The sequence below is a fragment of the Gimesia sp. genome, from assembly GCF_048262075.1.
Taxonomy (GTDB): Bacteria; Planctomycetota; Planctomycetia; order Planctomycetales; family Planctomycetaceae; genus Gimesia.
The window spans coordinates 41969-63134 of sequence record NZ_JBLXFK010000007.1 but is presented as its reverse complement, the minus strand read 5'-3'; the positions used below and the strand labels follow the sequence as shown (position 1 = coordinate 63134).

16 protein-coding genes are annotated in these 21166 nt (G+C 49.9%); 10 read left to right on the top strand and 6 right to left on the bottom strand.

The window, feature by feature from the left end; all coding sequences use genetic code 11:
- Positions 1-411: 411 nt before the first annotated feature.
- Positions 412-1023, bottom strand: coding sequence for a TetR/AcrR family transcriptional regulator (locus tag ACN0YH_RS15130; RefSeq protein ID WP_417380411.1), 612 nt, complete (start codon positions 1021-1023; stop codon positions 412-414).
- 597 nt (positions 1024-1620) lie between these two features.
- On the opposite strand from ACN0YH_RS15130, the gene ACN0YH_RS15125 reads away from it, so the two are divergent.
- The 3 genes from ACN0YH_RS15125 to ACN0YH_RS15115 all read left to right on the top strand — a co-directional run bounded on the left by ACN0YH_RS15125 (position 1621) and on the right by ACN0YH_RS15115 (position 6756).
- On the top strand, positions 1621-2631 hold the full coding sequence (locus tag ACN0YH_RS15125) for a DUF1559 domain-containing protein (RefSeq protein ID WP_417380410.1): 1011 nt from the start codon (positions 1621-1623) through the stop codon (positions 2629-2631).
- Between the two features lie 86 nt (positions 2632-2717).
- On the top strand, positions 2718-4376 hold the full coding sequence (locus ACN0YH_RS15120; RefSeq protein WP_417380409.1) for an aldehyde dehydrogenase family protein: 1659 nt from the start codon (positions 2718-2720) through the stop codon (positions 4374-4376).
- A 40-nt stretch (positions 4377-4416) separates the two neighbouring features.
- The gene (locus ACN0YH_RS15115) at positions 4417-6756 is read left to right on the top strand and encodes a parallel beta-helix domain-containing protein (protein WP_417380408.1); all 2340 of its coding nucleotides are present in this window, start codon (positions 4417-4419) and stop codon (positions 6754-6756) included.
- A 28-nt stretch (positions 6757-6784) separates the two neighbouring features.
- Here the strand turns inward: ACN0YH_RS15115 and ACN0YH_RS15110 are convergent, their stop codons facing one another.
- The 5 genes from ACN0YH_RS15110 to ACN0YH_RS15090 all read right to left on the bottom strand — a co-directional run bounded on the left by ACN0YH_RS15110 (position 6785) and on the right by ACN0YH_RS15090 (position 13494).
- Complete coding sequence (locus ACN0YH_RS15110) at positions 6785-7720, bottom strand: GGDEF domain-containing protein (RefSeq protein WP_417380407.1); 936 nt, start codon at positions 7718-7720, stop codon at positions 6785-6787.
- 251 nt (positions 7721-7971) lie between these two features.
- Positions 7972-9375, bottom strand: coding sequence for a hypothetical protein (locus ACN0YH_RS15105; RefSeq protein WP_417380406.1), 1404 nt, complete (start codon positions 9373-9375; stop codon positions 7972-7974).
- Between the two features lie 54 nt (positions 9376-9429).
- The gene (dxs, locus tag ACN0YH_RS15100) at positions 9430-11343 is read right to left on the bottom strand and encodes a 1-deoxy-D-xylulose-5-phosphate synthase (RefSeq protein WP_417380405.1); all 1914 of its coding nucleotides are present in this window, start codon (positions 11341-11343) and stop codon (positions 9430-9432) included.
- Positions 11343-12239: a polyprenyl synthetase family protein gene (locus ACN0YH_RS15095; protein ID WP_417380404.1), complete on the bottom strand. Its 897-nt coding sequence runs from the start codon at positions 12237-12239 to the stop codon at positions 11343-11345. Before ACN0YH_RS15095 ends, dxs begins: the two co-directional genes overlap by 1 nt.
- A 49-nt stretch (positions 12240-12288) precedes the next feature.
- On the bottom strand, positions 12289-13494 hold the full coding sequence (locus tag ACN0YH_RS15090; RefSeq protein ID WP_417380403.1) for a M20/M25/M40 family metallo-hydrolase: 1206 nt from the start codon (positions 13492-13494) through the stop codon (positions 12289-12291).
- A 339-nt stretch (positions 13495-13833) separates the two neighbouring features.
- On the opposite strand from ACN0YH_RS15090, the gene ACN0YH_RS15085 reads away from it, so the two are divergent.
- The 7 genes from ACN0YH_RS15085 to rplT all read left to right on the top strand — a co-directional run bounded on the left by ACN0YH_RS15085 (position 13834) and on the right by rplT (position 20948).
- Entirely contained in the window at positions 13834-15060 is a 1227-nt protein-coding gene (locus ACN0YH_RS15085; protein ID WP_417380402.1) for a hypothetical protein, read from the top strand.
- A gap of 363 nt (positions 15061-15423) precedes the next feature.
- Positions 15424-16653, top strand: a complete 1230-nt coding sequence (locus ACN0YH_RS15080) for a Glu/Leu/Phe/Val family dehydrogenase (protein ID WP_417380401.1) — start codon at positions 15424-15426, stop codon at positions 16651-16653.
- Positions 16654-16736: 83 nt separating this feature from the next.
- A complete protein-coding gene (locus ACN0YH_RS15075; protein WP_417380400.1) occupies positions 16737-17261 on the top strand; it encodes a Crp/Fnr family transcriptional regulator in 525 nt (174 codons plus the stop codon).
- 228 nt (positions 17262-17489) lie between these two features.
- The gene (locus ACN0YH_RS15070) at positions 17490-18755 is read left to right on the top strand and encodes a glutamate-5-semialdehyde dehydrogenase (protein WP_417380399.1); all 1266 of its coding nucleotides are present in this window, start codon (positions 17490-17492) and stop codon (positions 18753-18755) included.
- A 75-nt stretch (positions 18756-18830) separates the two neighbouring features.
- The gene (fliM, locus tag ACN0YH_RS15065; RefSeq protein WP_417380398.1) at positions 18831-19880 is read left to right on the top strand and encodes a flagellar motor switch protein FliM; all 1050 of its coding nucleotides are present in this window, start codon (positions 18831-18833) and stop codon (positions 19878-19880) included.
- Positions 19881-20310: 430 nt separating this feature from the next.
- A complete protein-coding gene (rpmI, locus tag ACN0YH_RS15060; protein WP_417380397.1) occupies positions 20311-20511 on the top strand; it encodes a 50S ribosomal protein L35 in 201 nt (66 codons plus the stop codon).
- Positions 20512-20591: 80 nt separating this feature from the next.
- Positions 20592-20948 (top strand): 50S ribosomal protein L20, encoded by a 357-nt coding sequence (rplT, locus tag ACN0YH_RS15055; RefSeq protein WP_417380396.1) that lies wholly within the window; start codon positions 20592-20594, stop codon positions 20946-20948.
- Positions 20949-21166 lie beyond the last annotated feature (218 nt).

Below are 21166 nucleotides of genomic sequence, written 5' to 3'. Positions count from 1 at the left end.
CTTGGATTTGAAGTGATATAGAAAAACCGTTAGAGAGACCTGACGTTAAACAGAGCCTCACTAATGTCAGCCGCTTGATATTATAGGATCGGAGAAAACAGAACAAGGTGACATTTCCAGGACCTTTTATTTGCAACTGTCTGTCAGAGACCGTTTTAACTGGAAAAAACGCGATGAAAACACCATTTCAATTCTTTCAGAGTCCAGTAGAAATTATTACGTCTGGTGAGCAGCAGACGTTGGTCTTTATTCGAAGGAATTCTAAAAGTCCGGTATCTCTTTAGAAAATCAGTGCCGTTGAATTCCGAACAATCATTCTGTGTAACAGGCCCCTGAAAGGCTTTGTTTTCATAAGTGTTAACTTATAAATGATTTACGTTCTGACTGCAGTGACTTCGAAGACAGAGATATTTAATCAGGCTGCATGAGTCGGGTGAGCATCTGCAGACAGTCATACCAGCGTGCCTGAAACTCATCCGAGTCGACTTTGTGGCCGGATATCAATTGTGCCAGCTGGGGCAGGGTGGCGGGAAAAAAGACCAGGGCCGTAAAGATCAACATCAGGCAGACAGGGTCAAGTTCATCAGAAATGGCTCCCTCCGACTGTGATTGTTTCAGTCGATCGATGTGGTTCTGGTAGTATTCCCTGCGCCAGTCTTCGTCGATCAGTGGCTCTCCCTGGTTCTGTTGTGCTTCATTCAGCAATACCCGCACGTAGTTCTGGTCGCGCAGATTTTCCTTGAAGTAGAACTGCAGCACCTCGGTAATCTCTTTGGGGATTTTTTCGACGCTCTCGTTTCGTTCTTCGAGTTTGCTTTGCAGAGCAGCTTCGAACAGTCCCTGTTTGTCGTTGAAATAGCGGTAAATCAGCGATTTATTGAATTTAGCCTGTTTGGCGATTGCTTCGATCCGGGCACCATCGACGCCCCGTTCTGCAAATTCCGCGATGGCTGCCTTGAGGATGGCATCCTGCGAACTGATTTCCTTTTTAGAGGGGATCTTACCGGCTTCAGTTGAACTCATGCTTGCTCCGTATGTGTGAGGTCTCTGGAGTATAGCTGCAGCAGTTTGGGAAAGGAAGAAGTCGCAATTTGAGTGTTCGAGTTCACAGGCATCGTGCAGTACCGGTAATTTTTCAGATTTTTGTTGAAATCGAAATTCGGCGGGATTAACATCAGAGATAATAGTAACGGTAACGTTACCGGTGATCTATCTTTTTTTTAAGAAAAAACTCTGATTTCGGCTCACACTTCTCATGAGCAGGAGGTTTTTCCTTTCAGGCTGGATCATTATGAGTTTTGAAGTTTGCCTTCGCGCGATGATTTAGACTGTGTCCAGTTTTCTGTAGCGTCTCCGGGGCTATTGGGCCCGAGTATCTTAGATTGAGAGACGCTATCGTTCAATGTGATGCGCTCTATGAAGTCAACTTCTCATCCTGTTCGACAGTCTGGTGATCGTAGAAGTCACATTGAGTCATCAGATTTTGAAAAGGATTCGCTTTCTGAGTGTGTGTTTGCGTCTATTTACTGAGTGACCCGTTCAAGAGCGGTCTCTCAGAGATCTTATATTTTTTGATTCAAATACTTCCGTCAATCAATTGGAAAAGCGAGGAGAAGCGTCATGTCACATCGTAGAGCTCTAAAAAGAGGATTCACACTCATTGAGTTGTTAGTGGTCATCGCGATCATCGCGATTCTGATTGCGCTCCTGCTACCCGCCGTCCAGCAGGCTCGGGAGGCGGCCCGTCGCACACAATGTAAAAACAATCTGAAGCAGTTCGGGCTGGCAATGCATAATTATCACGAAGCCCACCGCATGTTTCCGCTGGGGGCCAGTCTGAGACCCGGTTCTTCAGGGGGGGGCGATTTTTTTGCGAACGGTATCGTGATGATGCTGCCTTACTTTGACCAGGCGAACCTGTCGAACCTCTATGATTCTGTCAAACCCTGGGAACAGCAGTCTCCCACAGTAGCGCGGACGGTGTTACCCATCTTTGCCTGTCCTTCCAATGTGGGCGCAAATCCGATCAATGAACCTGCTCTTGCAAGCTTCATTCCCGCCGGCGGAACTTTTGGAATCACTACCTATGTCATGTGCCGCGGCTCGAACGTGGCCTGGTGTAGTTCCAGTAATCATTCCAGCACGGTGAAAGGGATGTTTGACCTCAATCGTGGGTCCCGCATGTCTGATATTATGGATGGTTCCAGCAATACGATCGCCATGGGGGAAGCAGCGACGGGACCTCAATTCAAATTATGTGAAGGTCAGGGGTGTACTACTGGTCCTGCAACTCCGGTCGAAGCCGGCCAGGGTTGGATGATCGCACAACCACCTCCATCTGATTTCAAGGCAGCCCTGTTTATGGGGCCGCGCGCCAGTGTGTTTGGGAGTACGTCAGACCGAATCAACAAGACTTTTACCACGGAAACTCTAATCGATCTGTCGAACTTTACAGACTGCACGTTTGGGAGCGGTGCAGATGCCACCAGTAATTTCCGTAGCCAACATGTCGGGGGAGCACACTTTCTCTATGCAGATGGATCAGTACATTTCATCAGTGAGAATATCGATATGGGAACCTATCAGGCACTTTCAACAGTCCAGGGAGGGGAAGTCGTAGAGGCTCCCTAATCACTTCAACCGACTGTCTCACTCATTCAATACTGGAGAAGTAGCGTCGAGAGGAGGCGATTCTGAATCAGCAAAGTGTTAATAGTATGGACCTGTCTGAACTCGATCAGGCGCTGGAAGAACTGACAGCAAACAACCGGTCGGAGGTAGGATTATCCGTTGCTGCTCGAATTGATTTGACAGAGCAGTGTCTGTGCTGTCTGTCTGAAGCTGCCAGGGAGTGGGTTGATCTGGCCTGTGCAGCGAAGCGGATTCCACGTGAGAGCTCGACCTGCGCAGAAGAAGTTCTGGCAGGACCGGTTTCAGTGGCGCGGTTTCTACAGGTTTTGTTGATCAGTCTCAAAGCAATTTCCGCCGTCGGCCAACCTCGTCTGCCGGGAAGCCCGAGATCAAAAGCGGGAGGTCAGATCTGCGTACCGGTATTTCCCACTTCAGGGATTTTTGATGCTCTGGTATTCTACGGACTGTCGGCTGAAGCCTGGTTGAATCCTGATGTTTCCCCGGAGAACCTGTTTGATCTGACAGGTTTAGAACGTTCTGCAAACTTCGAGTTGCCTCTGACCCTGGTGCTGGGGGCGGGCAATGTTTCCGCGATTCCTGCGACCGATGTATTGACTAAAATTTTGCAGGATGGCGAGCGGGTGCTGCTGAAGATGAATCCGGTGAATGACTATCTCAAGCCTGTGTTCGAACGGTCATTCTCCCCGCTGATCGATGCAGGGCTCCTCAGGATAGTCAGCGGCAATGCAGAGGCAGGCGCTTATCTGCTTGAACATGCGGCGATTGACCGAGTTCATATTACCGGTTCGACACAAACCCATGATGCGATTGTGTGGGGCAGCGATTCGGAGGAATGCCATACGCGAAAAGAGAATAACCAGCCTCGCCTGGAAATTCCCGTCACGAGTGAGCTGGGCAATGTCTCTCCCTGGATTGTCGTTCCCGGTCATTATTCCGACCGGCAATTGCAGTTTCAGGCAGAAAACATTGCGGCTTCGATTGTGAATAATGCGTCTTTTAACTGTCTGGCTACCAAGGTCATTGTTACTTCCGCTGACTGGCCTGATCGGGATCAGTTTCTAATGCTGATTGAGCAGAAGTTACAGCAGATCTCTCGACGTTACGCGTACTATCCGGGGGCAGCCGAACGCTGGCAGCGCTTTACCGGTTCTGAACCAGATGACAAAGAGTATTTACCCTGGAAACTGATTCGCGATGCCGATCCTGCTCAGTCGCCTCATCTGTTTCAGGAAGAATCATTCGTCTGTGTCTGCGCAGAAACAGCATTGAAAGCAGAGACAGCCTCGGGATTTCTGGAACAAGCGGTTGAATTTGTGAACGAGGATGTCTGGGGGACCTTGTGTGCGACGCTTACGGTTCCCGATGCGTTTCGCAACGCAGAACAAGCGATCCTTGATCGGTGTATTGGAGAGTTGAATTATGGAGCCGTAGGAATTAATCACTGGCCTGCTTTAAATTACGCATTCATGTCGACTCCCTGGGGTGGGGCACCGGGGGCGACATTACAGGATGTCGTCAGTGGGATCGGAAACGTGCATAATACTTACTTTCTGGCGGACGTGGAAAAAACTGTGTTGTACGGCCCCTTAACCCTGTTTCCCAAACCAGTCTGGTTTCCTTCACATTCCAATCCTGAAGCGGTGGGCTGGCGTCTATTTGATTTATATACGAAACCATCGCTGGGCAATCTGCTGCGCACCGGATTGACGGTTGCGTTAAAATAACGAATTCACTTCCACTCATTTCTTGACAGGTTTCTTTGATATGGCGTTTTATCAGCGGATGACATTTTCGAGAGCGTTTATCCTGTGTGGGCTGGTTTTGGGATGCGGCTTGCTGCATGTTGCTGTTTTAGCAGGTGCTGAGGAAAAGCCTGCGTTTAGACTGGAAGCATCAACTTATACCTTTACACCCGGACCTGAGTTTCAGTTTCAATTTCAGTCGCGACTGATACAGGCGGTTCCCGGCGATGTGCTGATTCTGGAAGCGGGACGATATGAGTTACAATCCGGTTTAAATCTGGTGACCGATAATGTCACCATTCGCGGACAGGGGCATGAGAAAACGGTTCTTTCCTTCAAGAATCAGACCGATGGCAGTTTTGGGCTCCTGGCGAGTGGAGATAATCTGGTTCTGGAATACTTTGCCGTTGAAGATACCAGCCACAATGCCATTAAAGTGTTAGGGGCTGAGAATGTGACCTTTCGCGGTGTGCGCACCGAGTGGACGGGCGGACCGAAAACAACGAACGGGGCATACGGGCTCTATCCGGTGCAATGCAAAAATGTATTGATTGAAAACTGTGTGGCGATAGGGGCCGCTGATGCGGGAATTTATGTTGGGCAGTCGACGGACGTGATTGTTCGAAACAGCCGTGCTGAAGCGAATGTGGCCGGTATTGAAATTGAGAATACAGTCAATGCAGACGTGTATGGGAACGTGGTGACCGGAAACACTGGCGGGTTGCTTGTTTTCGATCTTCCGGGGCTGCCTCAAAAAAACGGGAGGCATGTGAGATTATTTCGTAATCGTATTTTTAAGAATAACCTCGCTAACTTTGCGCCTGCAGGGAACATGGTAGCCTCCGTTCCAGCTGGTACCGGCATCCTGGTGATGGCTACTGATGAAGTGGAAATCTTCGAGAATACCATCGAGGACAATCGATCTTTTAATGTGTCTGTCGTCAGCTTTCTGATTTTTGGCAAGAAAATGAACGACCCGAATTATGATCCCTACCCGGAAGGTGTTTTCATCCATGACAACAAAATCAAAGGGGGAGGCGGAGAACCGGACGGGGAACTGGGCCTGATTTTGAAGTCGATTGTGGGAACCCCTTTACCCGAGATTGTTTATGATGGCGTGATTGATTCTCAAAAGCGGGTTGATGGAAAGATTCCGGCTGAGAAAAGTCTGCGACTGTCAAATAATGGTGACGTTCGTTTTTTGAATATTGATTTCGGAAATTTAACACCAGAGAAAATTGCGACCGGAAAATATAAACCCGAGACTGATTCATCTGCTTTTACCGGAGTGCTGCCAGCTCTGAATCCGGTTAAACTTCAACCACACGGAAAACCAGAGCCGACAAAAAACAGGGCATTGCAGGTCTATTATGATGCCCCGCGTAAACTGTCTGAACTGGGTTTGTTTCAGGGGAATGGGGTGACACAGGAACCGGCCGAAGATGTGATCCCCTACGATTTACTGACAACATTGTTTACCGATTACACAACCAAACATCGTTTCGTTCGTCTGCCCGCGGGAGAGAAAATCCGTTTTCAGGAATCCGGTGTGCTGGAGTTTCCGGTAGGCAGCATTTTGGTCAAAACGTTTTCTTATCTGAATGATCAACGTAATCCCTCTGCTGGTGAGCGACTGTTGGAAACCCGCGTTGAGTTTCGGAAAGCGTCTGGCTGGTACGGGTATTCCTACATTTGGAATAAAGAACAAACCGATGCTGAACTCAGCCTGGGAGGCGGAGAAATCGATGTGTCCTGGATCCATTCTGACGGTCAGACACGATCAACCCGACACCTGGTACCTAACGCGAATCAATGCATCAGTTGTCACAGCCAGCATGACAAGTATGTGCCCATTGGGCCTACCGCTGCGAATCTGAATCGGATGAACCACTATGCAGAAGGTGAGGAAAATCAGTTGGCCTATCTGGCACGAAAAGGGAAGCTGCAGGGGGCTCCCCGATTGAAAGAGATCAGTCAACTTCCCGCATTTTCTGACTCTCATTCCGGAACAGTCGATCAACGGGTCCGCGCTTATCTGGCTGTGAATTGCGCTCACTGTCACAGTCCGGGAGGGAATGCGCGAACGACGGGTCTGGACTTGCGGTTTTCTCAACAGGATCCAGCGAAATGGGGCGTCTGGAAAAATCCGGTGGCCGCGGGCAGGGGGTCGGGAGGACGCAGTTACGATATCGTGCCCGGTGCGCCCGAGAAGTCGATCCTGATGTATCGTCTACAGTCCAGTGATCTGGCAGCGCGGATGCCTAATATCGGGAACCGGGTTGTGCATCAGGAAGCAGTCGACCTGATCGGGCAGTGGATCAGTGAATTGCCAGGAGAACGGTCCGATTCTGAAACACCTTAGGATTCTGCGAAGACGAAGCGGAGGAGCTTCAAATTGCCTGTTTGTGTTCGTAGGAGTGACTTTCCTGGATGATCAGCTGATTGCGGCCCTGTTTCTGGGATTTAGCCAATGCGTGAAGTCCACGTTCCAGAACCAGCTCGGCGGAATCGCCGGGAACACAGTTGAGATACGCGAGACTGGCAGTAACGACGACTTCCGGGCTATTGCTCTCCAGTCGGAAATGGTGATGGCGAATTGCTTCTCGAATTGATTCGGCACACATCTGACCGGCATCGACTTCAACGCCTGGGAACAGGATTGCCAGTGTGTCTGACTTCCAGAGACAGATGACATCTTCGTCGCGGACTTTGTGCATGATCAGGCGGGAAAGGGTTTTCATGAACTTGATAGGGGCCATAATCCCCAAACGTTCTTTGAGCTGATCATGTTGATTCATCTGCACGAGTAAAAGCCCGCAGTGGTTTTCCGTGTCGGCTCCTGTCAGCAGCATCATATCCAGATTGGCTTCGAAAGCAGAAGAGTCAGGCAGCTTTAGATGTGAATGTTCCGGCTGGAAGGCCCACTGTAAGGCGGGGAATTCCTGCTGTTTCTTTTTGTCCTGTTTTGTGACAGGCGGGGTTTTGTCCGGCTCTGTATTTTTTCGCTCGACCAGACGATTGATTAGTGAGAGCAGGCTGGTCCGTTTGGAATTCAATTCCCGAGTCTGCTCATTGGTCAGAGTGGTACCCGGAAATTTTTCGAGAAGCGAACAGGCCGTGTATGCGGTATCCAGTGTTTCTTTGACGTGCTGAAAACAGTTTTGAAGATGTTTCTGGGCACGACGGAAGTTCCGGGCCGGCGCACTCTTTCCCAGGATATAACCGGCAGCAAAGCCGAGTGAGACAGCGATCAGCAACCCCGCACCGAAACAGATCAGTAATTCGTTGGGCAGTGTTGATAATGATGTTGTGAGAACTGGTGTCATACTTCTCTTCCTGTCTGGGAAGGAAATCAAATCTGAAGCGATTGGATTGCGAATGAGTGCCTGGAGAAAATTGGAGAATTCACACCAAGTAAATGAAGTTTAGTTCGCATTCCGGTTAGAAGTGCAGGGGAATCCCCGTTCAATCACGAAACACTGTGACCGATTGCAATGATTGTGAGGATTATGATCCCGATTTGATCGTTGTGCCTGCACCTGACTCTCAAGTTCTCGACGTCAGAAACCTGTCCGGGCTATTTTCGCTTGTTGCCATCGAGGGGAGTTGCCTGGACCGGTGCGGGCTTAGGATCGAGGAATTTCAGGCTCAATACGATATCCATGTCCCGATTATCCAGTTCATTGATCAGTTTCTCGTCCACGGTGAAGACAAACGAGATCTGTCTGCCGGACGGTGCAGCGCACAGATAATAAATCCACTGAACTGGAATTTCGTTGGCTTTCCCGGCTACAGTCACGCGGTGGATGAATCGTCCGTCATCTGTAGAGAGGTTTTCTGCTTTCAGAATCTTGACGAGCTTGTCACCGAGGGAAGATCGAATATCCTGCTGGAACTGTTCTTCGCTGGTGTGTTCTCCCGGTTTCACGGTCGGGATTTTTGAGATATTGGCCTGTGAGACCAGGCTGCCTTTATCGAGCAGTCGTAGCACAGCGACCTGCCCCGTCTGATGGAAAACATACCAGTCGCGAGGCAGTAATAACCGGACATCCCAGGGAGGTTCGAAACTCAGATATTTTGATTCCGGGTTGGTTTCCAGTGGAATTGAAGCCAGCATCTCATCGGTTAACGGGCCGGGGGCAGTCGCAATTGAACGTGTCCAGTTGACATCCGCGGTCACTTTCATCCCCGGGCTGACGGAACCTACCGAGCGTTTCTCTGTCTGCTGCAGTTCCAGTTGACTGATATAGTTTTGGTTCAGGCGGAACTGCAGTTTGCCTTTGACAGAAATATTGGTCTGCGCACCAACGGTCGCTCCCTCGATACTGCCTGTGAAGCTGATGGTGGCCAGCTGATCTTCCACGGAGTCCAGTTGGCAGGTTAATTCCGATTTTAAAACTGCTTCGAGGCCGGTCAGGGACTGCAGAACCCAGCGGTCCGGAGTCCAGACTTCACCTACATCGACAGTCGACTGGGGTAACAGCGCCAGAACGGGCAGGCTGTCTCCCGGGGAGTTCAGCAGTTCGAGTTCGGAAGGCAGGAGATGACTGTTGGGGGCATGCAGGGAGAGGCCTTCCAAAGTCCCTTCAGCAACGATGAGTCGATGTTTGTCGCTGCCGCGGGCATAGGTTTTCTGGCCTTGAACATCGATAGTGGCGGTTGCTGCTTCATAATATCGGAGTGAGCGAAATGCTTCTGCATCGCGCCCGGTTCCGGGGAGTCGACGTTCGAGGTACTGAAATTTTCCATCGACGTCGAGTTTGAGTGAGCGAGCCTGTCCTGTTTTAATCGCTGTTTCCAGCTGTCCTTTGACCCGAATGGTGGAATCTACGTTGAAGGTGCGCGCGTCCTGGACGGGTTCTTTGAATTCATAGCTTTCCGCGAAAGCGGGCTTCACAAAGGGTGACAGTACTAAGGTGACCAGCGCCAGACAGAGAAAACCGGGAATCCGTGCAGAAGAAACAGAACTCAATGAAAACATGCGGAAGGCTCCGTAAATCAATCGTCCATACTGATTGGAGAATGCGAGATGTAACTAATCGTTGATAACCACTTTAGTCTGCTGTGCCAGTTCACGGGCCGTCGCGGTAATTCCGTCGACATCCAGACCCAGGTCAGCCAGTAATTCTTTGCGGTTTCCGTGTTCAATGAAACGATCTGGAATCCCCAGTCGTTTAAGGTGACTGGTATTTAATCCCGCATCATTTGCCGATTCGAGGACGGCAGAACCGAAACCGCCACAAAGTGTACCTTCTTCAACAGTAATCACAAAGCCCGATTCCTGCAGGGCCTGATGGATGACTTCCGTATCCAGGGGTTTGGAGAAACGGGCATTGATGACGCCGACATCGAGTCCTTCTTCACGCAGTTTTTCCGCAGCCTGAATACAACTGGTGAACAGAGAGCCAAATGCGATGAGCATTCCATCTTTGCCCCAGACATAGACTTCGGATTTGCCCAGTTCCACGGGGGCGACCTTACGTTCGACTGCATCGGCGGCCGCTTTGGGGTAGCGGATTGCCGTCGGTCCATCGTGCTGCAGCGAAAATTCGAGCATGGGTTCGACATCCAGAGCGTCCCCGGGGGACATGTTGACAATGTTCGGGAAGCACCGCATGTAAGTGTTATCGAAGGCACCGTGATGGGTAGGGCCATCTTCACCAGCGATTCCAGCCCGGTCCATGCAGAAGGTTACAGGGAGGTTCTGCAAAGCGACTTCCTGAAAGATATGGTCAAAGCTGCGCTGCAGGAAAGTACTGTAGATATCTACAATCGGGCGAAGTCCGGCTTTGGCCATTCCGCCGGCAAAGGCGACCGCATGGGCTTCGCAGATCCCGGTGTCAAAGAAGCGATCAGGGAAGCCGTCGCGTACTTTTCCGAGCTTATTACCGGCGCACATGGCTGCCGTGAGGACGACGACCCGTTCGTTGTCGGTCATTGCCTGGAAAATGGAACTGCTGACGACATCGGTAAAGGCTTTGGGGGAAGTGCTGCCCGGTTTTTCTACAGGCACGATTTCGTTTTCTTCATTCCTCTGGAACGGCGCCGGTGCATGAAATGAGACGGGATCATTGGTAGCCGGTTCAAAACCGTGACCCTTTTCCGTCAATACATGCAGCAGTACAGGGCCTTTAATATTCTTGATCATCTGCAGATAGCCGGACAGTGATTCAATATCGTGGCCATCTACAGGGCCAATATAGCGGAAGCCCATTTCTTCAAACAGCATGCCCCCATGCAGAAAGCCTTTGACTGCCTCTTTGAAGCTGCCCAGGGTATGTTCCATGGACTCGCCTACGACGGGGAGTTTGTTCAAGAGCCAGGAGACATCGCGTTTCAGGCCATTGTAAAAAGGGGCCACGCGTGCTTTATCGAGATACTTTGCCAGTCCGCCCACGCGGGGGCAGATTCCCATTTTATTATCGTTGAGGATGACGAGCACATCCTGATCCATGCCCGCTGCGTTGTTCATGGCTTCAAACACGACACCGGAAGGGAGTGCACCATCACCGATGACTGCGACCGACTTGCGATCTGATTCTCCCCTCAGATCGTCACCAGCTTTGAGTCCGAGGACGGTGGAAACACTGGCCCCGGCGTGTCCGGTCATGAACAGGTCGTAGTCGCTCTCTTCCGGATTGGGGTAGCCCATCAGGCCCCCTTTGCGTCGGATCGTCGATATTTCGGAGTAGCGTCCCGTCAGTAACTTGTGTGGGTAAATCTGGTGACCTGTATCCCAGATCAGTCGATCTTTGGAGAAGTCGTAAGAGATATGCAAGGCGATGCAGAGTTCAACCACTCCCAGGTTACTCGCAAAGTGTGCCGAGCGGTCTTCCACAACCGTACACAAAACTTCACGGATTTCTGCAGCCAGCGTTTCGAGTTCAGTCCCGGATAAAGTTTGCATATCAAGTGGCGACTTGATCCGTGGTAGAATGTCGATGTTCATCAGTGGTCTCGTTCCAATATAAAGTGGGCCAGTTCTTCCAATCGTTGGCCGTGGCTCCCAAGTGGGGCAATCGAGAGGCACGCTTCTTCAATCAAATTTTGAGAGCGTCGTCGACTTTCTTCAACGCCAATCAGGGAGGGGTAGGTTAATTTACCGTGATCTGCATCTTTTCGCACGCCTTTTCCCATTTTTTCTTCATCACCGGTTAAATCAAGCAGATCATCGGTAATTTGGAATGCCAATCCTATGCAAGTACCGTATCTTTCCAGGTTTTTCAGAGTCGCTGAATCTGCTCCACCGATGCGCGCTCCCATGGTTAGTGCACTGCAGATCAGTCGTCCTGTCTTACGCTTATGAATGGCTTCCAGAATTTCGAGTCTGGGATTTTCAAGGTGCTCTGATTCCAGGTCAGCAACCTGACCTCCGACCATTCCTATAGCGCCTGCTGCATTCGCAAGATCAACACAACAGGCTGCTGCACAAGACTTTACTTCGATTTCGTTTGCAAGCAGTTCAAAAGCCCGGGTCAACAAGGCATCGCCAGCGAGAATCGCATTTGCTTCACCGAATTTGATATGGCTGGTCGGTAAACCGCGGCGGAGTTCATCGTCGTCCATCGCCGGTAGATCATCATGAATCAGGGAGTAAGTATGTACCATTTCGATGGCACAGGCAGCTGGTAAGGCTGTTTTCAGATCACCGCCACAGGCTTCGCAGCTGAGCAACACAAGGATGGGACGCAATCGTTTTCCGCCTGCAGAGAGGCTGTACGACATTGCTTCTTTGAGAATCGGCGGGCAGTCAGCTGATTGATCGAGTGCCTGATCCAGCTGGTGATTGACCAGAGTCTGCAGGTTAATCCACATTTCTTTAAAGGGCAGGGATGTCGCGCTCATTCAATCAGGGGCTTTAACTTTTATCTTGTGTAATTCGTGTAAGTTTTTTTCAGGCGGATTCTGTTGCCGTCGCCACCAAGAGACCAATCTGGCAGGCTTTGAGATATTCATCAATCATCAGGGTTTCGCTGGTGGTGTGGATGTCCTGTTGGCCACATCCCAGTGTAACAGTCGGGAATCCATGGGCGGTCATCCAGTTGGCATCCAGGCCTCCATTGGCGATGGTCAGTTCCGGCTGGCCTCCCTGTTTTTCGATGGCAAGTCGCGCGGTCTGCACAGCGGGTTCCTCTTCCGGCAGGCGGAAGGAATCATATTTCAAGTAGGATTCGAATGAAACATTCCCCTGTTTCCCTTCGCTGTTTTTCACTGATTTGGCAGCTTTCAGGAAGGCCTTTTTGAATTCATCCAGTATTTTCTGACGAAAAACGGGATTGTGACTGCGTGCTTCCGCTTTGATGGTCAGTTCGGGCATCACCACATTTGTAGCGGCTCCGCCTTCCATGACTCCGACATTGCTGGACCCAGTATTCTTCCCTTTGATCACCAGCCCATGCCAGCCATTGGTATAGAGGTCGTCAATCGCGCGAGAGGCAATCACGGCGGCACTGACGCCACATTCCGGATGTGCGCCGGCGTGACTTGCAATGCCTTGAATCTGGATCTGCATGCCCGAGTCACCGGTTGCACCGATGCAGAGCATATCCGACAGTTTGCCATCCCAGTTGAAGCACATTTTGGGTTTGCCCAGCTTGCTGGTTGTAAGCAGACGCACGCCGACCAGCCCGATTTCTTCCTGAACCATCCAACAGAAGCTAAGTGGCGGGTGGGGGAGGTTCTGTTCGAGGATGGTGAGCAGGGCGTTGAGAATGACGCTGCAACCAGAACGGTCGTCAGCACCTAATGCAGTCTGATCACTTTTAGAATGAATCAAATCTCCTTTTTTGACAGGTTTTGCGCCGACACACAGTGGGACGGTATCCATATGGGCCATCAAAAGACGTCGTGGTCCTCGCAGAGTGCCCGGCAGCTTGACGATCATATTCCCCGTCTGCCCGCCGATAGGACTTTTTTTATGGGCGTTATCGAATTGAATCAATTTCTCCGGCAGCCCTGCTTTGAGCAGGCGGCTTTTAATTTCGTCGGCGATCAGCGCCTCTTCGCCGCTTTTACCGGGGATTGCCATGAGCTCTGTAACGAGCTGTAAAGCTTTTTTAGGATTGATTTTAATTTCGGTCATTGATGAACGTTTACTCATGAGTGTGGATCGCCGGCTGAGAATAAGGGGGACATCCGATGGACAGCATCCTGTTTCGAATGATGCAAGTTAGGCTTTCACGGGAGTTTTTTCAATGCGGTCGCTACTGTACTTCTCAGTTCAATCCCGTGCATTGAGACTCATATTGCTGTAAATCATGATCAAAATTAGAATCCCCGCTGATTTGCCGACAAATATCGGGAATTGGCATTTCTTAGCCACTTCGTATTTGTCCCAAAGAACTGCCCCATTTCCTGAGTTGTTTCCGTTATTGCTGACAGGAAATAACGCATTCGTTAAGTATAACCAGCTAACAATCTTAACATCGGTTTCTGAGAATTGAAGATCATTCGCTCACCTCTGCGCTGGCTTAAACATATTACGCTGGCACTGATTACTCTCATCCTCTTGGCGGTTGGGAGCGAGGTCGCATTGCGCGTGGCCGAATATCGAGATCAAGACTCGGTCAGCAGCTATGATTCCGAAGGGTTTTTAATACCCTCTGACGTGAGTTATCACCGCATCCGGCCTATGCAGGATGTATCCCGCAGGCATCCTGATACGGGAGAAACGATTCAGTTCTCGATCAACAGTATGGGGCTCAGAGGGGCTGAACCTGCGATACCAAAGCCTGCGGGAGTCTTCCGAATCCTCTGTCTGGGGGGGGAGACTGTGCTGGCACCGGAGATGGCAGACGAGGATACATTCTGCTCCCGACTGCAAACATTATTGCAGAATCAGACCGAGCTGAAAGTGGAAGTGATCAATGCGGGCGTGCCTGATGCCTGTCCCCTGATGTCATATCTGCATTTAAGACACTCCTTAGTGGGCTTGCAGCCTGACCTGATTCTGTTTCATTTTGACATGTCTGATGTGGCCGACGATCATGCGTTGCGTCGTTATACACAGATCAGTGATGCGGGGATGCCATTGTGTTCGATGCATCCCCTGTTTGAAAAATATAATGAACCGGAACGACTGGAAAGTCAGTTCTTCGTCTATCGGTATTCACTTCGCTGGCTGGGAGATTACTGGGTCGAAAATCAACCTGCAGGACTGGAACGTGATATTGATACTCCTCAGGGAAAATATTTATGGCTGGAAGATCATCCTCCCGACTGGTCGGTTTATGTCAGGCAAACCCTGGAGCCGATTCAGAATATTCAGCAGATTTCACAGGGGACTTATTCACGATTTATCCTGGCATCCTACCCGAAGCCCTGGCAGGTATCAGAGTCAGCGATGAGTGGAGAGCATGCCAGAACCCAGTTGGGAGTTCGTGAAGGAGTGACTTATGGAAGTCGCTTTCCATTTGAACTGTTAGAGACTTATTCCCGACAGATCAATCTTTCCTTCTGTGATACCTCACGCACTTTTCAGAGTATCCAGAACCCGGATCGATACTATCTTCAAAATGTACCTCAGTTTTCGCGGGAAGGGCATGCCTTATATGCCCGGGAACTGGCTTTGTATATTCTCAAAGAGATCCCCGGCATCTGGACCCGTGAAGTTCCTTCGCAGATGGAACCTCCGGCAGATAGGCAGGCGTTGATTCCTTTACGATAAACGAAAACCTGGCTTCAATGCCGGGTTATGATGGAAGTATCGATTATTCGACTCAGTCTAACAGTTTGTTTAGTGGTCTTTTATTCAAACAGGATTTTATTGCGGAGTATCAATCTGAGGGGAAGCTCTGTTTTCGCTTTTGAAGTTCAGATTCTCTGATTTTCAAAGACTTTATGGAAGAATCGTGACCTATCTTTTCAGGTATGAAGAAATCTTAATATTTTGTGCCATAAAACGTTTTCACAAGGAATTGAAATCAGGAGCGAGTCATCTGGCGTTTCGATTTCAGTCGACTACGCTTTGTACCAGTTCGGTTCCTGGTTTTTTTAGATATCAGCTCGCGTTAAGACAGGACAGGATGTAATGAGTTCTTACGAAACAGCATGTCGTTATTTTTATCAGGCTTCGCGCCAGGTCGGGTTATCGAAGAATATGCAGGATCTGCTGCGCACCCCGGAGCGAGAAGTCAAAGTGGAAGTTGCCATCGAACGGGATAATGGCGAAATCGCGACCTACATCGGCTATCGCGTGCAACATGACAGTTCGCGTGGCCCCATGAAAGGAGGGCTGCGTTTTCATCCGGAAGTCAACGGGGATGAAGTGTTGGCGCTGGCCTCGCTGATGACCTGGAAGACGGCTTTGGTGAATATTCCTTATGGTGGTGCCAAAGGGGGGATTTCAGTAGATACCAGTAAACTGTCTCAGGGCGAACTGGAACGAGTTACCCGTAAATTCATCGATAAGATCTATGATGTGATTGGGCCTCTCAAAGATATACCGGCGCCGGACATGGGGACGAACGCGCAGGTGATGGCGTGGATCATGAATCAGTATGAAAAATATCGGGGGTTTAATCCGGCGTGTGTCACGGGAAAACCACTGGAACTGCACGGAGCCGATGGTCGTGAAGAGGCGACCGGTCGTGGAGTGGCGATGGTGACGCGGGATACTTTGGACCACATGAAAATTGATATGACAGGAGTCACTGTCGCGATCCAGGGGTTCGGCAATGTGGGCAGCTATGCCGCACATTTTCTGGATGAGTTTGGTGCCAAGATTGTCGCTGTCTCTGACGCCAGCGGCGGAATTTACAGTGCTGATGGAATTAATATTCCCAAACTCATCGAATACACTAAGGACACAGGAGCCGTCAAAGGATTTCCGGAAACGGAAGCCCTGTCGAATGAGGAGTTGCTCACATCGAATGTGACCGTGTTGATTCCTGCTGCTTTAGGGGGAGTATTGACCAAAGACATCGCTAAAGAAGTCAAAGCGAGATGCATCATTGAAGCAGCCAATAATCCAACTGTCCCGGAAGCAGACGAAATATTTGATAAAAACGGGGTGGTTGTGGTGCCCGATATTCTAGCCAATGCCGGGGGCGTGACGGTGAGTTACTTCGAATGGGTTCAGAACAGACAGCATTTCAGCTGGGAAAAATCCCGCGTTCGCTCTGAATTAGATCGTATTATGAATGACAGTTTTAAACTCGTCTGGAAGATTGCCACTGATAAAAAAGTGTCTCTACGCGTCGCTGCCTACATACTGGGAATCGGACGGGTAGGGCGTGCCACCGTCTTGGGAGGCATCTGAAACCCCGCTATCATTTTTCGTTAAGTTCAATTCGGACATAGATTAACATTTATTTCACCCCCGACGCTTGCGAGGTAATATATATGATATCCACAGAGGAACTGATCAATGATTGTGTTCTGTTTCAGTCTGTGACACCGGCTGAGATGGAAGAATTGCTCTATTACTCTGAAACGGAAGAGTTTTCTGAAGGGGCACGTATCCTGGATGAAGGAAATTCCACGCGCTATCTCTGGATTATTAAGAGTGGTTCCTGTGAGGTGCGTAAAAAGCTGTCGAATGGAAGTGAGCAGACTCTGAGTCAGCTCAGCCCGCTGTCTATTTTCGGCGAAATGTCGTTTTTCAAGCCGGCCCCTCATTCAGCGAGTGTCGTTGCTTTATCTGATGTAGAAGTCGTGCGTATCCCTGGGCGAGAATTTGATCAGATGTTAAAAGAGGGGGCCAAAGGTGCCCAGAAGGTCGTATTCAATACCTTGCGGATTATGTCGGACCGGTTACGGATGATGGATAAATGGTCAGCGGATATGGTAGAGAGCTGTGGTTCCCGCACCAGAAATGCAGAATGGCACGACTTCCGGTCGAAACTGTACTCAGACTGGAAATTTTAACGGGAAATCAAGCCAGAATCGACGTTTGTGATCCCGCGTTGACACATTTCGACGGATATTTGATACTTCGGTATGTTGAACACAGTCGATCAGGCAATTAGCCTGTGGGGGCACGGTGCGCACCTTTTGGTCGCGTAAGGTGTCCTTTTCAACGAACTGCACGTGTTTTACGTACCAGGATGGTCGATGAACACATTTACCATCTACCCAAAATAAATTAAGAGTGACATGACAGAATTAGACTTGGCTCAATATACAGACCTGCTGGCATCGCAGGCGCGTGATGCCTCACGAAAACTGGTTTCCTCGAATGGGAATCAGAAAAACGCCTGGTTGCGCCGTATGAGCGAATTGATTCGTGAGCGAACACCGGATCTCCTGGAAGCAAATGCTGTCGATATCAAGCAGGCACCGGAGTATGGACTGACGGAAGCTTCCATTGATCGACTGAGATTGACTGAGGCCCGACTTCAGGGAATTACTACGGCACTGGAAGAGATCATCGCCCTACCCAATCCGATTGGCGAAATCATCGATAGTAATATTCGTCCGAATGGTCTGCTGGTCACGCGCGTGCGGGTGCCTCTGGGGGTTGTGTTTTTTATCTACGAGTCACGACCCAATGTAACCATCGATGCGGCTGCCTTGTGTGTCAAAAGCGGAAACGCCGTGATTTTAAGGGGTGGGAAAGAAGCGTTTCACAGCAACATCGCTTTCTATAAGCTGCTGCAGGAAGGGCTGCGAGATGTCGGGCTTCCGGAGGAAGCCGTTCAGCTGGTCGAGACAACAGACCGTGAAGCAGTAGGGCATTTTCTGAAACTGAGCAAATACATTGATGTGACAATCCCCCGCGGCGGGAAAGGTCTGATCGAACGTGTGGCCCGCGATGCGACGATGCCGGTCATCAAGCATTTTGACGGAGTCTGCCACGTCTATCTCGATAAGTCAGCCGATCCTGAGTTGGCGGAATCGATTACGGTGAACAGCAAATGTCAGCGTCCCGGTGTGTGTAATGCGGCAGAGAGCCTGCTTGTGCATATTGATGTTGCGGAAACCATTTACCCACGGGTGGCAGAGGCACTCAAGCAGCAGGGGGTCGAGCTACGCTGCTGTCCACGTTCACTGGAACTGACACCAGGAGCTAAAGCAGCGACTGAAGAAGATTATGGCACAGAATACGTAGCCAAAATTATCTCTGTCAAAATTGTGGATGACATGGATGAAGCGATCCGGCATATTCATCAATATGGATCGGGTCATACAGAGTCGATCGTGACGACAGAACTGGCTGCGTCTGAAAAATTCACTACAGAAGTTGATTCCGCCGCAGTGATTGTCAACGCAAGCACGCGTTTCAATGATGGTGGAGAGTTTGGACTGGGGGCGGAAATCGGAATCAGTACCGATAAATTTCACGCGCGTGGTCCCTGTGGGTTAAATGAACTGACCAGTTATAAATATGTAGCCCATGGAGCAGGGCAGATTCGAGAGTAGCAGTTAGATCAATGATTGAAATCGCGTCGCGGGCAGTCTGCTCTCGCCGTGGTTCAATTTTCAGGGAGGCCACGGATGGCAGACGTACTCAGTCAAAATGAAGTCGAATCGCTCTTATCAGCGTTAGATCCTTCTGCAAACAACACCAGTGCTTCGAGCCGTCCTACGACGCGAAGCACCGACTTTAACTCCCAGATCAGTATTTATGACTTCAAACGTCCCGAACGCGTCAGCAAAGAGCAGATGCGGGCCTTTCGCGCGTTACATGAGAGCTTCAGTCGTGAATTTGGCGCCGCCCTCAGTGGGATGTTACGTTCGATCATTGAAGTCAAGTTAATCAGTGTCGACCAGTTGACCTATAGTGAGTTCGTTTTCAGTCTGGAGAATCCGACCTGCTTTAATCTTCTTGAGTCAGAAACTCTGGAAGGACACATTATCCTGGATATCAGCCCGTCGATCATTTTTCCGATTATCGACCGGTTGTTAGGCGGGGATGGGAATTCTCACGGTGCGTACCCGAACCGGGCATTAACTGAAATTGAGATCCGCCTGGTTTCCCGAATTACCGGGTTGGCAATCGAGGGGATTGAATCGGCTTGGAGTAACCTGTGTGAATGGAAACTTCGGGTATCCCAGGTTGAAAGTAATCCACAACTGGTACAGATTGTGCCTCCGAACGAGGTAATTGTGCTGATCTCTTTTGAAGTCACAATGGGGGAAACACGGGGGATTATCAATCTCTGTATTCCCTTTAATACGATTGAGCCATTATCGAACAAGTTGACCTCCGATACCTGGTCGGCTTACAAGAAGAAGTCACCGGATTTAAGGCAGCAACTGAATCTGGAAGCCAGTGTCTCCAAGTCGAAAATTGCGATGCGAGTCGAACTGGACAACAGTAAATTGACGGCGGGAGAAGTTCTGAATCTGGCCGTAGGTGATGTGATCATGTGCAATAAAGGGAGTGCTCAGAGCCTGACCGTTGAACTGGAAGGCTCCCCGGTTTTTACTGCTTTCCCGGGAGTGTATAAAGGGCATAAAGCCATCAGTATTGAGAAAATGCTGGCCATCCCGCGGGATGTGATCGAAGAACGTCTGAAAAGTTCAGAAGGAGCGACAGGTTGATCTAAGTCTAATTTGCGGGAGTGTGTCAGGCTGTACTTTAGCGATGAATTGCTGTAAGCTTCTGAAGTGAATGGTGATCGGAGTGATTTTCAGTTTATAAAACCTGATATCAGGTTTAACGATCACCGGTCAGCAGCTCGGGAAACGCCGGTTTTCAGTCAATCCGTCATTTTTTCTACGAAGTCACCGGGTTTTTCACCCCGTTTCGGTGGAAAAAGTAACGTGAGGCTGATTATACTGCCCGATCAACCTCCCTGTTGAAGACCATTCTGTATCGTTTTGATGGACAGATGTGGTCTTGCTGGTTGAGGATTCTGCTTGAGAAGAATGCAGAACGCGTAGAGAATATGACTCAGGAATGATGACTGGATCTCTGTTTTCTCAGAGGCAGCACGTGTCTCTGAAACGTTTACGAAGATAGAAAATTAAAATGCCTAAGCAAAAGACACATAAAGGAATTAAGAAGCGGTTCAAAATTACTGCTTCTGGTAAAGCCAAGCACAGGAAAGCGTTTCGCGGTCACATTCTCAGTAAAAAGAGCCCCAAGCGAAAGATCAGACTTCGCGGTGATGGTGTAGTGACAGGCGCTGAAGCGAAGCTGATTGTGAATGCCCTGCGTCCCGGTTCATAGGCTTCGCCGAGATCCCGGCTGCCTGAGCTGGGATGTGTGCTGACAGATTCAAAATTTAACATCACAGTTGGAAAGTAATAATGCGAGTTCGAAAAGGTGCAGCTCGACGTCGAGCCAAGAAAAGACTGTTCAAAGAAGCCCGCGGTAATGTTGGTGGTCGCAGTAAACTGCTGCGAACCGTCAAAGAAACCCTGATTCGTGCCCGGGTCTATGCCTACCGTGACCGCCGCGTTCGTAAACGCGAGTTCCGTGCTTTGTGGGTGACTCGAATCACTGCTGCCTGCCGCGCACGGGGGACAAATTACTCTCAGTTTATCAACGGTCTGACAAAAGCTGGCATCACGCTGAACCGTAAATCACTCAGCGAACTGGCAATTTATGAGCCACAGATCTTTGATGAGATCGTGAAAGCTGCCCAGGCTGCTTTAGCAGCATAATATCCGGGTGGATTAAGTTCTCAGTTGAGATACGTAAAATCAGCCATTTCTGTCCAAAAGAACAGGTGTGGCTTTTTTTACGTACGTACCTGTCTCAAATTTACCAGGCCAGAGAACTCAGGGGGGGCGATTTTTCAAATTGCAGTACGCTGGAAATATAGAAACTGCTATATTACGCGCCAAACCTGCAGGGAGGGAAGCAGGTTCATTTTCAGGGA

Coding starts and splice junctions, on each gene's coding strand:
- ACN0YH_RS15130 (WP_417380411.1), bottom strand. CDS start 1,023: ATGAGTTCAACTGAAGCCGGTAAGATCCCCTCTAAAAAGGAAATCAGT.
- ACN0YH_RS15125 (WP_417380410.1), top strand. CDS start 1,621: ATGTCACATCGTAGAGCTCTAAAAAGAGGATTCACACTCATTGAGTTG.
- ACN0YH_RS15120 (WP_417380409.1), top strand. CDS start 2,718: ATGGACCTGTCTGAACTCGATCAGGCGCTGGAAGAACTGACAGCAAAC.
- ACN0YH_RS15115 (WP_417380408.1), top strand. CDS start 4,417: ATGGCGTTTTATCAGCGGATGACATTTTCGAGAGCGTTTATCCTGTGT.
- ACN0YH_RS15110 (WP_417380407.1), bottom strand. CDS start 7,720: ATGACACCAGTTCTCACAACATCATTATCAACACTGCCCAACGAATTA.
- ACN0YH_RS15105 (WP_417380406.1), bottom strand. CDS start 9,375: ATGTTTTCATTGAGTTCTGTTTCTTCTGCACGGATTCCCGGTTTTCTC.
- dxs (WP_417380405.1), bottom strand. CDS start 11,343: ATGAACATCGACATTCTACCACGGATCAAGTCGCCACTTGATATGCAA.
- ACN0YH_RS15095 (WP_417380404.1), bottom strand. CDS start 12,239: ATGAGCGCGACATCCCTGCCCTTTAAAGAAATGTGGATTAACCTGCAG.
- ACN0YH_RS15090 (WP_417380403.1), bottom strand. CDS start 13,494: ATGAGTAAACGTTCATCAATGACCGAAATTAAAATCAATCCTAAAAAA.
- ACN0YH_RS15080 (WP_417380401.1), top strand. CDS start 15,424: ATGAGTTCTTACGAAACAGCATGTCGTTATTTTTATCAGGCTTCGCGC.
- ACN0YH_RS15075 (WP_417380400.1), top strand. CDS start 16,737: ATGATATCCACAGAGGAACTGATCAATGATTGTGTTCTGTTTCAGTCT.
- ACN0YH_RS15070 (WP_417380399.1), top strand. CDS start 17,490: ATGACAGAATTAGACTTGGCTCAATATACAGACCTGCTGGCATCGCAG.
- fliM (WP_417380398.1), top strand. CDS start 18,831: ATGGCAGACGTACTCAGTCAAAATGAAGTCGAATCGCTCTTATCAGCG.
- rpmI (WP_417380397.1), top strand. CDS start 20,311: ATGCCTAAGCAAAAGACACATAAAGGAATTAAGAAGCGGTTCAAAATT.
- rplT (WP_417380396.1), top strand. CDS start 20,592: ATGCGAGTTCGAAAAGGTGCAGCTCGACGTCGAGCCAAGAAAAGACTG.